Genomic DNA, 13,378 nt, shown 5'->3' on the forward strand with positions numbered 1-13,378 from the left:
CTACCTCCCTCCCTGCAGGGCCGCGGCGACGACCGCGCGGCCGACCGGTCCGGCCACCGAGGAGCCGGTGGCGTCGTCCCCCCGGTTGCCGCCCTTCTCCACGATCACCGAGACGGCGACCTGCGGGTCGGGCACCGGTCCGAACACGTCGTACCAGGTGTGCGGCGGGTTGGTCTTCGGGGACGCGCCCCACTCCGCCGTCCCGGTCTTGGAGGCCAGCTGGATGCCGGGGATCTTGCCGCCGGACGTCCCGCCGTTCTCCGAACCGATCATCAACTGGGTGAGCGTGGAGGCGGTGCTGCCGGAGATCGCGCGGGAGAGGCGGTCCGGCTCGGTGGTGTCCACCACGGAGAGGTCCTGCCCCTGGATCTGGCTCACCACGTGCGGCTGCATCGGGATGCCGCCGTTGGCGATGGTCGCGGTGATCATGGCGTTCTGCAGCGGGGTGAGCCGCACGTCGCGCTGGCCGATCCCGGACTGGGCCAGCGAGGCGCCGTCGGCGAGGTCGCCCACGTCGGACTCGGCGACCGGCATCGGGATCGTGAGGTTCGGGTTCTCCATGCCGTACGCGGTGGCCTGGGCCCGCAGCCGGTCGGCGCCCACCTGGTCGGCGAGCTGGGCGAACGGGCCGTTGCAGGACTTCGCGAAGGCGACGGAGAAGGGCACCGTCGGCCCGGGCCCGCACCGCTCGCCGTCGTAGTTCTCCAGCGTGGTGGTGCTGTCGGGGAGCGTGATCCGCGGCTCGGCCGTCACCGGCGACTGCGGAGTGATCATGTTCGCCTCGAGCGCGGTCGACGTGGTGACCAGCTTGAACGTCGACCCGGGCGGATAGGTCTCCGAGATCGCCCGGTTGACCAGCGGCGAGTCGTTGCTGCTCGGGTTCAGCGACTGCCAGGCGTCGCGCTGGGTCTGGCCGTCGTGGCTGGCCAGCGGGTTCGGGTCGTAGGAGGGCGTGGAGACCAGGGCGAGGATCTCGCCGGTCTGCGGGCGGATCGCCACCACCGAGCCCTGGTAGCCGCGCGACGCCATCGCCTGGTACGCGGCCTGCTGGACCTTCGGGTCGATCGTGAGCGCCACGTTGCCGCCGGCCGGCGAGCGGCCCGTGATGACGTCGGAGATGCGGCGCACGAACAGCCGGTCGTCGGAGCCGTTGAGCACCGAGTCCATCGACCGCTCGATGCCCGAGGTGCCGTAGATCTGCGAGTAGTAGCCGGTGACGGGCGAGTACATCGGCCCGTTCGAGTACTGCCGCAGGTACTTGAAGCGGTCGTCGGTGGGGACGCTCGAGGCGAGCACCTCACCGCCGGCCGAGATCTGCCCGCGCTGCCGGTTGTACTCGTCGAGCAGCACGCGCTGGTTGTACGGGTTGGCCTTGTACTCGTCGGCCTTGACCACCTGCACCCACGTGGCCTGGCCCAGGAGCAGCACGATCAGGCCCATGACCACGAGGGAGACCCGACGCAGCGGGGTGTTCACTCGCGGGCCCTCCCTCGGGGTGGCGTCGCCGGGGCGACGGGGTTGCCGTGCGGCGGGGTCGCCGCCTCGCTGCGGGACACCATCTCGGTGTGGGCCTCCGCGAGCGGGGTGCGGGGCGGAGTCGCGACCGCACCCGGCTCCGCGCGACCCTTCTCGGCCGCGGGCCGGCGGGCGGCGTCGGAGACGCGCAGCACGAGGGCGACGAGCACGTAGTTCGCCACCAGCGAGGACCCGCCGTAGGACATGAACGGGGCGGCCTGACCGGTGTTGGGGATCAGCCCGATCACCCCGCCGGCGACGACGAACACCTGGATCGCCACGGTGAAGCCGAGGCCGGCCGCGAGCAGCTTGCCGAAGGTGTCCCGGACGGCGAGCGCGGTGCGCAGGGCGCGCGTGGCGATGAGGCAGTACAGCATCAGCAGCCCCATCAGCCCGATGAGGCCGAGCTCCTCGCCCATCGAGGTGAAGATGAAGTCGGTGCTCGAGAGCGGCACCAGTTCCGGGCGACCCGCGCCGAGCCCCGTCCCGAGCATGCCGCCGGTCGCCATGCCGAACAGGCCCTGGCTGACCTGGTAGGTGGCGCCCGTGGGGTCGGAGAGCGGGTCGAGCCAGGCCGCGACGCGGGTCTGCACGCGGTCGACGAACGTCCACGCCGCGAACGCGCCGGCCCCGAAGATGACCAGGCCGATCACGACCCACGACGACCGCTCGGTGGCCACGTAGATCATCGCGAGGACGATCCCGAAGAACATCAGCGACGTGCCGAGGTCGGACTCGAAGACCAGCACGCCCATGGCGACGACCCAGGCGATGAGCAGCGGGGCGAGGTCCCGCGGTCGCGGGAACGTCATGCCCAGGACGTGCTTGCCCGCCGTCGTGAAGAGGTCGCGCTTGGAGACGAGGAAGGACGCGAAGAAGACCGTGAGCAGGATCTTCGCGAACTCACCGGGCTGGATGCCCACGCCGCCGATGCGGATCCAGATCTTCGCGCCGTTGACCTCGGAGAGCGCGGACGGCAGCACCGCGGGCAGGGCGAGGAGCACCAGGCCGATGAAGCCCGCCGTGTAGCCGTAGCGGGCGAGGGTGCGGTGGTCGCGGACCCGCCAGAGCACGATCACGAACAGCGTCAGGCCGAGCGCCACCCAGGCGATCTGCCGGAGGGCGTTCGCGTCCGGGGCCGGGTTGCCCTGCAGCGACGCCCGGAGCGCCAGCGCCAGGTCGATCCGGTGGATCATCACCAGGCCGAGCCCGTTGAGCAGGGCCGCGCACGGCAGGATCACCGGGTCCGCGTACGGCGCGAAGCGGCGCACGGCCACGTGGGCGGCCGAGAACAGCGCCAGGTAGGCGAGCCCGAGGTAGAGCAGCTGCAGCGTGAGCTGCTGGTTCTGGTTGGCCTCGACGAGCACGAGCGCGCCGGTGGTGATGACGGCGGCGAACGCGAGCAGCAGCAGCTCGATGCCACGGCGGGTGGAGACGGCGGCGGCGACGGCCGGACGCAGCGCGGTCCGGTCGGCGGGCATCTCGGCGGGTGCGACGCCGGGCCCCCCGGTCCGACCGGCGCGGGACGCGGCCTGGGCGGGGCGCGCCATTACTGGACCGCGCGGCAGTCGCGTCCCGGGACCTGCGGGGACTGGGACGGGGCGGCCGCGGTGACCGGCGCCCCGGGGGCCGCGGTCTGACCGGGCTGGTTCGGGGCGGCCGTCTGGCCGGGCTGCGCCGGCTGGTTCGGCACGATCGGGGTCGGCGGCTGGCACTCCGGCAGCAGCTCGTCGGTGCGCAGCCGGTCGACCGTGCGGTGTGCAGCGTCGAGGTCCGAGGTGGGCAGGGAGTCACTCTGCACGGAGGTGCGGCCCACCTGGGTGAGGTCGGAGACCTTGAGCCCGGTCTGTTCCGCGACGTCCTGCAGCCGCACGCCGAGCACATCGCCCCGGACGCCCTGGTAGATCACGACCTGGTCGCCGGACACGCCGACGTAGTACTGCTGGGCGATCCACAGCCGGGTCACGAGCAGGCCGAGGCCGGCCAGCACGAGCACGCCGACCACGGCGAGCACGACCGCGAGGCGGCCGCGGCGCGGCTTGGCGTGGGCCCGCGCGGCCTCGTTCCGGGACGCGAGCGGGTCGGGGCGCGAGGAGGGCTCGGCCCGGGTGAGCGTGGCGGCCGAGGCGCGCGCGGCGGCCGAGTCGGCCGGCGGCGGGTCGGCGCGACCGTCGCCCGCGGCGCCGCCGTAGATCGGCTCGTGCTCGCCGTAGTCCACGTCGACGACGTCCGCGACGATGCACGTGACGTTGTCCGGGCCGCCGCCCTTGAGCGCGAGCTCGATCAGGCGGTCGGCGCAGCTCTGCGGGTCGGAGATGGTGAGGGCCTCGGCGATGGTCTCGGCGCTGACCACGCCGGACAGGCCGTCGGAGCAGAGCAGGTACCGGTCGCCCGAGCGCGCCTCGCGCACCGTCAGCGAGGGCTCGACGTCGTGCCCGGTGAGCGCGCGGAGCAGCAGCGAGCGCTGGGGGTGGCTCGCGGCCTCGTCCTCGGTGATCCGGCCCTCGTCGATGAGGGACTGCACGAAGGTGTCGTCCCGCGTGATCTGCGTGAGGACGCCCTCGCGGAAGAGGTAGGCCCGGGAGTCGCCGACGTGGACCATCCCGAGACGGCTGCCGGCGAACAGGACGGCGGTGAGGGTGGTCCCCATGCCGTCGAGGTCGGGCTCCTCGCTGACGAGCTCGGTGATGGCGTCGTTGCCCTGGGCGGTCGCCTCGGCGAGCTCCCCGAGCAGGTCGTCGCCCGGCTCGTCGTCGTCGAGGGGGACCAGCGCGGCGATGACCAGCTTCGAGGCCACCTCGCCCGCGGCGTGGCCGCCCATGCCGTCCGCGAGGGCCAGCAGGCGTGGGCCCGCGTAGACCGAGTCCTGGTTGTTCTGACGGACCAGGCCCCGGTCGCTGCGGGCGGAGTAGCGCAGCACCAGGGTCACGGGACGATCCTGCACTCAGGGGCACGGAGCGCCCGCACCCGGGTGGGCGGCGGCGGGGTGACCAGCGGTGTGGTCAGCGGTGTGGTCACGGAGGCGTCGCTGGTCATGTGCGGAGCTCGATCACGGTCTTGCCGATGCGGATCGGCGTGCCCGGGGGCACCTTGGTCGGTCCGGCGACCTTGTTCCGGTCGAGGTAGGTCCCGTTGGTGGAACCGAGGTCCTCGACGTACCAGTCGTCGCCGGACTGGGAGATGCGGGCGTGTCGTGTCGACGCGTAGTCGTCGTCGAGCACCAGCGTCGAGTCGTCGGCGCGACCGAGCATGATCGGACGCCCGTCGAGGGCGATCCGGGTGCCGGCGAGCGCGCCCGCCGTCACGATGAGGGCCTTCGGACCCGACGAGCGGCCTCCACCACGGCCCGGTTTCGCCGCCCCTCCCTTGGAGGGGCGCCGACCTGGCACCGCGGCCCGTAGTCCCGACGCGGCGTACAGGTCGGAACGGACGACCCGGAGCGCGGCGAAGACGAACAGCCAGAGCAGCGCGAGGAACGCCGCCCGGGTGAGCTGGAGGACGAGTTCGGGCACGAGGCGCGCGTCAGCCCTGGGCGCGGAACAGCAGCGCCGAGTGTCCGACCCGGATGGTGTCGCCGTCGGCGAGCTGCCAGGTCTGCACCGGGGTGCCGTTGACCGTGGTCCCGTTGGTGGACCCGAGGTCGGACAGGGTGGCCTGCTGGCCGTCCCAGCTGATCTCGAGGTGCCGGCGGGAGACGCCGGTGTCGGCGAGCCGGAACTGCGCGTCCTGGCCGCGGCCGATCACGTTCGCACCCTGCACGAGCTGGTAGCTGCGGTTCGAGCCGTCGTCCAGCGTCAGCGTCGCGGTCATCTGGCGGGTCTGGACGCCGCCGTAGCCCTGCTGGCCGTACTGGTCGTACCCGCCCTGCTGCTGGCCGTAGGGGTCGTACCCCTGCTGGCCGTAGCCCTGCTGCTGGCCGTACGGGTCCTGGGCGTAGCCCTGGGGCTGGCCGTAGCCCTGCTGCTGGCCGTAGGGGTCGTAGCCCTGGGGCTGGCCGTAGCCCTGCTGCTGGCCGTAGGGGTCGTAGCCCTGGGGCTGGCCGTAGCCCTGCTGCTGGCCGTAGGGGTCGTACCCCTGCTGCTGCCCGTACTGGTCGTAGCCCGGCTGCTGGCCGTAGCCCTGCTGCTGGCCGTAGGGGTCGTGGCCCTGCTGGGGGTAGCCCTGCTGCTGGCCGTACGGGTCCTGCCCGTAGCCCTGCTGGGGGTAGCCCTGCTGGGGGTAGCCCTGCTGCTGCTGGCCGTACGGGTCCTGCCCGTAGCCCTGCTGCTGCTGCTGCGGGTGACCCTGCTGGCCGTAGCCGCGCTGGTCCTGCTCCTCCGGGTACCGACCGGGTGCCTGGCTCATGGGGTGCTCTCCTGCGGATCGGGGGCTCGCGGTCCGCTGCCGCGACGCGTCGGGGTCAACGGACGACTTGGTGCGGAACTGTCCCGTGTGCAGCGCGTCGGAACGCTCCAGAGAGACTACGACCTCACCGTATGTCTCCCACCCGCCCTCTGTGAGGTGCTCCTCGACGCAGTCGATCAGCGAGTGGGTGATGGTCTCTTCGTCCCCGGCCAACCGATCGTGATCGGCAGGGCTGAGCGCCACCGTGTAGTGATTGGGCGCCAGTTGACGCCCACCGGCCAAGACTCGCACGTTGTCCTCCGCCTCCCGGCGGAGGGCCTGTGCGATCTCCTGGGGAACGACCTTGCCGCCGAAGACCCGCGCGAAGGTGTCACCCACCAGACCCTCGAGCTTGCGCTCGAAGCGCTGTGCGCGACCCACCCGCGATCCCTCCTCCGGCTCGCTCGTCCGACCTTCCGTCCCGGCCGGAGTGTCGCCACACCGCACGGGACACCTCGATGGTATCGGTCGGGCAACGGCCGGCGTTGACCTCCTTCGGGGTGGGGTTCGGCGGGGGTGCTACGGTTCTCCCGTCGATCACCGGTCGGCACCACTCCGGGCGAGTGGCGGAATGGCAGACGCGCACGGTTCAGGTCCGTGTATCCGAAAGGATGTGGGGGTTCAACTCCCCCCTCGCCCACACTGAGTCTTTCCTCTTGACCGCACCGCGGTCGCGATGCGCGTGCCGCCTGACCCTGACCGTCCTCCGGGAGCTCTTCCCGACGTCAGGTGCTTCCCGGACCGCTGGCAGGCTGCGGTCATGCCGCTCGCGCACAAGATCTGCGATCTGACCGGTCCCGGCATCACCGACCGCTTCGGCGTCGGCGGGACCGACCTCGGCGCCACCGTCCGCGCGCCGGACGGTCGCCTGGTCTCGGTGTTCGGTGACACGTTCGAGATCGCAGGGGTCGGCGGGCCCGGCTGGCGCTCCCCGGTGGTGCTCTTCGCCGACCCCTCCTCGGTGGCGACCGGCCTGCGCTGGACCGGGTGCGCCGGCGAGGACGGCTACGCCCAGCAGGTCGTCGGCTACCGCCACAAGGGCCTGCGGCGGATGGGCACCTCGATGCTGTCGCTGCGCCGGATCTCGACGGTCCTGCCGACGGACATGATCACGCTCGGGGACGACGTGTGGCTGCACGTCATGGCCTGCCGCGAACTCGGGCACCCGCGCGCGACCGAGCTGCACCGCTCCCGCGACTCCGGGGCGACCTGGGAGCCCGCCGACGTCCGCTGGCCGGGGGACCACCACGGCGGGCTGTTCCAGATGCTCACCTGGGAGACCGACGGCACCTGGGTCTACGTCCTGACGACGAGCTTCCAGCGCGCCCACGGCCTGCTGCTGCACCGCGTCCCCGTCGACCGGCTCGACGACGCGAGCGCCTGGGAGGGCTGGGGCTTCGACGGCGCGACGTGGGACTGGGGGCGCTCGCCGACCGAGGTGCTCCCCGGGGCCTTCGGGGAGATGTCGCTGCGGCGGGTGCCGGACGCGAGCGGCCGCGAGTGGTGGCTGCTCGTCGTCTTCGACGCCGGGAACTACCGGATCGACGCGCTGCTGCTCGACCACCCGACCGCGAACCTGCACACCGCCCCGCGCACGACCGTGGTCGCCGGTGCCGGGTGGGGCGACGAGGACCACGCCGGTGGTCGGGTCGCCCAGCTCTACGGCGGCTACACGGTGCCGGGCTCGACGGTGGAGGACCTGCACCTGGTGGTCAGCCAGTGGAAGACCGACACCAACTGGCCGTACAAGGCCATGCAGTTCCGGGTCGACCTGTCGGAGCTGCTCCCCACCCGGTGAGCGAACGGCACTCTCGCGCACAGAGATGCTGCGGAGGTGCCGCTCGTTCGGGCCGGGGGTGCGGCCGACCGGTCTAGACCCATTAGCGGCCGGTGCCGCTCCAGTCGGCGCCGGCTCCTTCGATGACGGGGGAGCGGCCGAGCAGGGGGCGCCACCAGGCCTCGTTGGCGCGGTACCAGGCGACGGTGTCGGCGATCCCGTCGGTCCACTCCACGGCGGGGGCCCAGCCGAGCTCGGTGCGCAGCTTGGTGGAGTCGAGCAGGTAGCGCCGGTCGTGCGAGGGCCGGTCGGGGACGATCGTCTTGAGCTCCGGGCCCAGTCCGAGTGCGCCGAGGACGGTGTCGGCGATGCCCTCGATGTCGACCTCGGTGCCCGACCCGACGTTGTAGGTCTCCCCGACCCGGCCGTGGTGGATGACCCGGTCGATCGCGGAGGCGTGGTCGGAGACGTGCAGCCACTCGCGGCGGTTCTTGGTCGAGGCGTAGAGCGGCAGCGCCTCCCCGGCCAGGGCCCTCGTCGTGAACAGCGGGATGACCTTCTCGGGGAACTGGAAGGGCCCGTAGTTGTTCGAGCAGTTGGTGATGGTGACCGGGACGTCGTAGGTGAACCCGTAGGAGCGCACGACGTGGTCGCCGCCGGCCTTGGCGGCGTTGTAGGGGGTCCGCGGGAGGTAGGGGGAGTCCTCGGTGAACGCCTCGTCGGCGTCCAGCGAGAGGTCGCCGTAGACCTCGCAGGTGGAGATGTGGTGGAACCGCGAGACCCCGACGCGGCGGACGGCCTCGAGCAGGCCCTGGGTGCCGGTGACGTTGGTGGCGAAGAAGTCGCCGGGGCGCAGGATCGCCAGCGAGTTGTGCGACTCGGCGGCGAAGTTGACCACCACGTCCACCGAATGGGCGCGCAGCAGGTGCGCGACGAGGTCGGTGTTGCCGATCGAGCCGTGGACGAACTCGACACCGTCGAGGAGCTCGCCGTCGGGACCGTTGAGCGACTCCCGCACGCCGGCGTAGGTCAGCGCGTCCAGGGCGACGATCCGGTCACCGGGGTGCACGGCGCGCCAGTAGCGGACGAAGTTGGACCCGATGAAACCGGCTGCACCGGTGACGAGGACGGTGGACACTCGGATTCTCCTGGTGCATTCGGGGCCTTGACGAGCGCTCCCGAACCTAACGGACCGCGCCCGACGGCCGGTCGAGCCGGTGCGGCACCCTGGACACCGGCTTCCCCGACGACCCCGACGACCTCCCGAGGACGGCATGCACGACGCACGGACGTTGATCGAGCTCGGTGACGAGGCGGTCCGCCGCCTCGCGCGACGCGGGTACACGCTGGACCTCGCGGGCCTCGAGGCGATGTCCGCGCGGCGCAACTCCTCGATCGCCCGCGCCGACGACCTGCGCGCCGAGTCGAAGCGCGTCGCCGCCGAGGTCGGCCGGGTCGCGCGGGAGAACCAGGGGCAGGGCGAGGAGGTCGAGAAGCTCAAGACCCGCGCCCGGGAGATCAAGGACGAGATCCGGACCGCGGAGGCCGAGACCGAGGCGGCCGAGGAGGCGCTGCGCGAGGTCCTGCTCGCGATCCCCAACCTCCCCGACGACGAGACCCCCGACGGCGACTCCGACGCGGACGCCGTCGAGGTCCGCCGCTGGGGCACGCCGCCCGAGTTCGGGTTCGGGGCCAAGGACCACGTCGACCTCGGCGAGGCGATGGGCATCCTCGACTTCGGGCGGGCCGCGAAGCTCTCCGGCGCGCGGTTCAGCGTCGCGAAGGGGCCCGGCGCCGTCCTCGAGCGCGCCCTCGCCACCTTCTTCCTGACGATGCACACCGCGCGCCACGGCTACACCGAGTTCTCGGTGCCCTACCTCGTCACCCGCGAGACGATGACCGGGACGGGACAGCTGCCCAAGTTCGAGGAGGACCTGTTCCGGACGGGCACCACCGACCGGAGCCTCTACCTCATCCCGACGGCGGAGGTGTCCCTCACCAACCTGCACGCCGACGAGATGCTCGACGCCGACGCCCTGCCGCTGGCCTACACCGCGTACACGCCGTGCTTCCGGTCCGAGGCCGGCAGCTACGGGCGGGACACCCGGGGGCTGCTGCGGCTGCACCAGTTCTCGAAGGTCGAGATGGTGCGGTTCTGCCGCGCGGAGGAGTCGGGCACCGAGCTCGAGCTCATGGTGTCGCACGCGGAGAACTGCCTGCAGGCGCTCGGGCTCGCCTACCGGGTGGTGCGCCTCGCCGCGGGCGACATGGGCTTCGCGGCCCGCACGACCTACGACCTCGAGGTGTGGCTGCCCAGCCAGGGCACGTTCCGCGAGATCTCGTCCTGCTCGGACTGCGGCACGTTCCAGTCGCGGCGCGCCGCGATCCGGGCGAAGGACGCCCAGGGCGGGCGGGCGCAGGTCGCGACGCTGAACGGCTCGGGGCTGCCCATCGGCCGGGCGATGGCGGCGCTGCTCGAGCAGTACCAGGCCGAGGACGGGTCGGTGAGCATCCCGGAGGTCCTCCACCCCTTCACGGGGTTCCGCCGGATCCTCGCCGACGGAACCACCGAGTAGGGCGTCAGCGGCGGACCGCGGCGAGCTGGGACGCCTGGCCGACCAGGCGGCCGGTGGTGTCCCAGACCTCGCAGCGCTCGTGCATGCGGTCGCCGACCAGGTGGTCGAGCCACTGGGTGACGCGCAGCGGGCCGGGCGCCGGCACGGCGTGCACGTGCGCGGTCAGCGACATCGTCGGCGACCAGCCGAAGAGGCCGAGGTCGAAACAGGCCGGCGGCAGGATGTCGAGGGCGACCAGCAGGCCGACCGGGGTCCACGGCTCGCGGGTGTCGAGCTCGGCCCAGCCGGTGAGGCGGCCCTCGCCGGTCGGGCGGCCGACCAGGAACCCGGTGCACGCCGGGTCCAGGCGGGTGTCGACCACCCGCATGATCGGGAGCCCGCCGCGGCCGTCCTCGGTGGTCTCGGGGCGTCGCTCGCAGGCCTCGAACGGCGTCACCGGGATCGGCCCGGGCGACACGTCGCCCTCGTGCGGGGCCGGGTCCGGGGCGTCGCCGAGCACCATGGCCGCCTCGACGCAGGGCCGGCCGTCCTGGCTCAGCAGGACCCGGACCTGGCTCGCGCCGCGGCCCCGACGCAGGACGGTGACCTCCACGTCGGCCGGACCGGGGTCGGGGGCGCGCAGGAAGGTCCCGGTGACCGCCTGCGGGAACGCGTGTCCGGCGTCCCCGGCCTCGGGGGACAGCTCGTCGACGGCGGCCTGCGCGAGCACCGCGAGCAGGTAGCCGCCGTGGAGCTTGGGGCCGATGCCCCACTGCTCGTCGAGGACGAGCGCGCGGCGGCCCTCCCCGGTGGACGAGGAGGCGACCGCCTTGGCGAGGTCCAGCATCAGACCTGCGGGGGACGCGGCGCGTCCGGGTCCGGGGCCGTGAAGTCCGGCCGGGGCATGCTCGGCCGGGTCGGCGCGTCCGACGGCGGCGGCGAGGCGGGCCGGGTCGTCGGCGCCGGGTCACCGGCGGAGGCGCCGGGGCCGGCGGGGGCCGTGAAGCCGTCCGGGCCCGCGGGCGGTGCGGTCGCCGGGGGCGGCGGGGTGGCCGCCCCGCCGGGTGCGGGGTCGCCGGCGGTGGCGCCCGGCGCGTGCGGCTCCCCGGAGGTGGCCGCGCCCTGGCTCGCGACCCAGCCCACGCCCTCGTCGACCTTGGCCTGCGCCCGGCCGATCTGGTCGGAGTACTTGCCGCCGGTCTTCTCGTCGACCCAGCGGGCGGCCTTGCCGAGCACCGCGCTGATGGTGTCCTGGTTCTCGGACACCTTCTGACCGACCGTGTCACGCAGGTCGGACGCCATCTGCTTGCCCTGACGGGCGAGCTCGTCGCGGTCCATGGTCTTCCCCATCCGTCGAACGGCCGCCGTCCCTGCCGACCTCCCGGCGACCCGGGCGTGGAGTCTAGCGAGGTCGACCGTTCGGAACGGGGTGTCACGAGACGGTCACGCGGAGGTCATCACCGGGTCGCGAGGGGCCCGAGTGACGGGGTGCCGACACCGCGCGGGAAGCGACACGGCACGATGGGGCCCGGGGCGTCCGGCACAGCCACGCGCCCGGACGCAATGCGGCCCGGTGCTCCCGGGGCCGGTGAGCGGTGACGACGAGGAGGCACGCGGGCGGTGAGTTCGACGGAGGCGGGACCCCCGTCCACCGTGGGTGCGGGCCGGTACACCCTCGGCGACCTCATCGGTCGCGGCGGCGCGGCGGAGGTCTACCGCGCGCGTGACGAGCTGCTCGGCCGCGACGTCGCGGTGAAGCTGTTCCCGGCCGGCGTCGGGGAGGCCGACGAGTCCCGGCGTCAGCGCGAGGTCCAGACGCTCGCGGGCATGAACCACCCCGGTCTCGTGACGATCTACGACGTCGGCGCCGAGGGCAGCCGCGCGTACTTCGTCATGCAGCTCATCGAGGGCGAGTCGCTCGCCGACCGGATTCGCTCCGGCCCGCTGCGGCCCGGCGACGTCGTCGCCCTGGGCGCGGCGCTGGGCGACGCGCTGACCTACGTGCACCGCCACGGCGTCGTGCACCGCGACATCAAGCCCGGCAACGTCCTGCTCGACACCGAGGGCCGGCCCCACCTGTCGGACTTCGGGATCGCGGTCCTCGCCGACGCCACGAACATCACCGCCACCGGCATGGTGATCGGCACCGCGTCGTACCTCTCCCCGGAGCAGGTCCGCGGCCAGCCGGTCGGCCCCGCCTCGGACGTCTACGCGCTGGGTCTGGTACTCCTCGAGTGCATCACGGCCCGCCGCGAGTACCCCGGGAACGCCCTCGAGGCGGCGGTGGCGCGCCTGCACCGCCCGCCGGACGTGCCGACCGACCTCCCGCCGGCCCTCTACGGCCTGCTGGTCGCGATGACCCGGGACGAGCCCGCGGAGCGGCCGACGACCGAGCAGGTCGTGGGCGAACTGCGGACCATCTCCCGCGAGGCCGGGATGGACGCCGAGACCGTGCTCGCACCCGCCCCGACGACGGGTACGGGCGCCACCTACGCGATGGGCCCGCCGATGGCGCCGCCCGGGACCGGCGCCACGTACGCCATGAACCAGGGCGCCCCGCCCGGGTACGACCCCTACGGCGCCACGCAGCGCGTCGGCACCCCGCCCGGCGGCTACCCGCCGTACGGCTACCCGGCGGACGGACGCACCGCGGTCGTCGGCCCGGGGACCATGACGGGCGGGCCGTACGCGCCGCCGGAGCAGCGGCGCTCGAGCCGGGGCCCGATCATCGCGGCGATCGTCGCCGTCCTGCTGGTCGCGGGCGGTGTCGGCGCCTACGCGCTGTTCGGCAACAGCTCGACCGAGACGCCGGCCCCGGCGCCCACGTCGATCCCCGCTCCGGTCGAGACGACCACGACGACGACCCAGCAGGAGGAGACGACCACCCGTCGCCGCACCACCACGACGGTGCCGCCGACGACGGTCGCTCCCCCGCCGGTCACGACGACGGTCGCCCCGCCGCCCCCGGTGACCACCACCGACGCGCCGACCACGACGACGACCACACCGGCGAACGGTGGCGGCGGTGGCGGGCTCTTCCCGGGTGGCGGCAACGGCGGCTTCACCCGCGGCGGCGGTCAGGGCGAGGGCACCGGGAACTGACCGACCCGCTCACCCGCGAGGGTGACGTGGGGCAGGTTCCGGGCGC

Annotated in this window: 11 protein-coding genes and 1 tRNA gene; 4 read left to right on the top strand and 8 right to left on the bottom strand. The window is 73.3% G+C overall.

Annotated features, from left to right (window positions below; all coding sequences use genetic code 11):
- From BJ983_RS22420 to BJ983_RS22440, 5 genes are all read right to left on the bottom strand, one after another.
- Positions 1–1,476, bottom strand: a complete 1,476-nt coding sequence (locus tag BJ983_RS22420) for a penicillin-binding transpeptidase domain-containing protein (protein WP_179795842.1) — start codon at positions 1,474–1,476, stop codon at positions 1–3.
- The gene (locus tag BJ983_RS22425) at positions 1,473–3,065 is read right to left on the bottom strand and encodes an FtsW/RodA/SpoVE family cell cycle protein (protein WP_425484785.1); all 1,593 of its coding nucleotides are present in this window, start codon (positions 3,063–3,065) and stop codon (positions 1,473–1,475) included. The genes BJ983_RS22420 and BJ983_RS22425 overlap by 4 nt, the downstream gene beginning before the upstream one ends.
- Complete coding sequence (locus tag BJ983_RS22430) at positions 3,065–4,444, bottom strand: protein phosphatase 2C domain-containing protein (RefSeq protein WP_179795843.1); 1,380 nt, start codon at positions 4,442–4,444, stop codon at positions 3,065–3,067. Before BJ983_RS22430 ends, BJ983_RS22425 begins: the two co-directional genes overlap by 1 nt.
- Before the next feature lie 103 nt (positions 4,445–4,547).
- The gene (locus BJ983_RS22435; protein ID WP_179795844.1) at positions 4,548–5,027 is read right to left on the bottom strand and encodes an FHA domain-containing protein FhaB/FipA; all 480 of its coding nucleotides are present in this window, start codon (positions 5,025–5,027) and stop codon (positions 4,548–4,550) included.
- A gap of 10 nt (positions 5,028–5,037) precedes the next feature.
- On the bottom strand, positions 5,038–6,279 hold the full coding sequence (locus BJ983_RS22440) for an FhaA domain-containing protein (RefSeq protein ID WP_179795845.1): 1,242 nt from the start codon (positions 6,277–6,279) through the stop codon (positions 5,038–5,040).
- Positions 6,280–6,455: 176 nt separating this feature from the next.
- Here BJ983_RS22440 and BJ983_RS22445 point away from each other — a divergent pair.
- Together BJ983_RS22445 and BJ983_RS22450 are read left to right on the top strand one after the other, a co-directional pair.
- Positions 6,456–6,538 (top strand) — tRNA-Leu (locus tag BJ983_RS22445).
- Positions 6,539–6,658: 120 nt separating this feature from the next.
- The gene (locus BJ983_RS22450) at positions 6,659–7,696 is read left to right on the top strand and encodes a glycoside hydrolase family 183 protein (RefSeq protein WP_179795846.1); all 1,038 of its coding nucleotides are present in this window, start codon (positions 6,659–6,661) and stop codon (positions 7,694–7,696) included.
- Positions 7,697–7,778: 82 nt separating this feature from the next.
- Here the strand turns inward: BJ983_RS22450 and rfbB are convergent, their stop codons facing one another.
- Entirely contained in the window at positions 7,779–8,813 is a 1,035-nt protein-coding gene (rfbB, locus tag BJ983_RS22455) for a dTDP-glucose 4,6-dehydratase (protein WP_179795847.1), read from the bottom strand.
- Positions 8,814–8,949: 136 nt separating this feature from the next.
- Between rfbB and serS the strand changes: the two genes are divergently transcribed.
- Positions 8,950–10,251 carry a serine--tRNA ligase gene (gene serS, locus BJ983_RS22460; protein WP_179795848.1) on the top strand — a complete coding sequence of 434 codons (1,302 nt, stop codon included), beginning with the start codon at positions 8,950–8,952 and terminating at the stop codon, positions 10,249–10,251.
- Between the two features lie 4 nt (positions 10,252–10,255).
- Here serS and BJ983_RS22465 read toward each other — a convergent pair whose 3' ends face one another.
- Both BJ983_RS22465 and BJ983_RS22470 read right to left on the bottom strand, forming a co-directional pair.
- On the bottom strand, positions 10,256–11,077 hold the full coding sequence (locus tag BJ983_RS22465) for a thioesterase family protein (RefSeq protein ID WP_179795849.1): 822 nt from the start codon (positions 11,075–11,077) through the stop codon (positions 10,256–10,258).
- The gene (locus BJ983_RS22470) at positions 11,077–11,568 is read right to left on the bottom strand and encodes an antitoxin (protein WP_179795850.1); all 492 of its coding nucleotides are present in this window, start codon (positions 11,566–11,568) and stop codon (positions 11,077–11,079) included. Before BJ983_RS22470 ends, BJ983_RS22465 begins: the two co-directional genes overlap by 1 nt.
- 282 nt (positions 11,569–11,850) lie before the next feature.
- On the opposite strand from BJ983_RS22470, the gene BJ983_RS22475 reads away from it, so the two are divergent.
- Positions 11,851–13,332: a protein kinase domain-containing protein gene (locus BJ983_RS22475; RefSeq protein WP_179795851.1), complete on the top strand. Its 1,482-nt coding sequence runs from the start codon at positions 11,851–11,853 to the stop codon at positions 13,330–13,332.
- Positions 13,333–13,378: the final 46 nt, after the last annotated feature.

It is taken from the genome of Actinomycetospora corticicola, from assembly GCF_013409505.1.
Taxonomy (GTDB): Bacteria; Actinomycetota; Actinomycetes; order Mycobacteriales; family Pseudonocardiaceae; genus Actinomycetospora; species Actinomycetospora corticicola.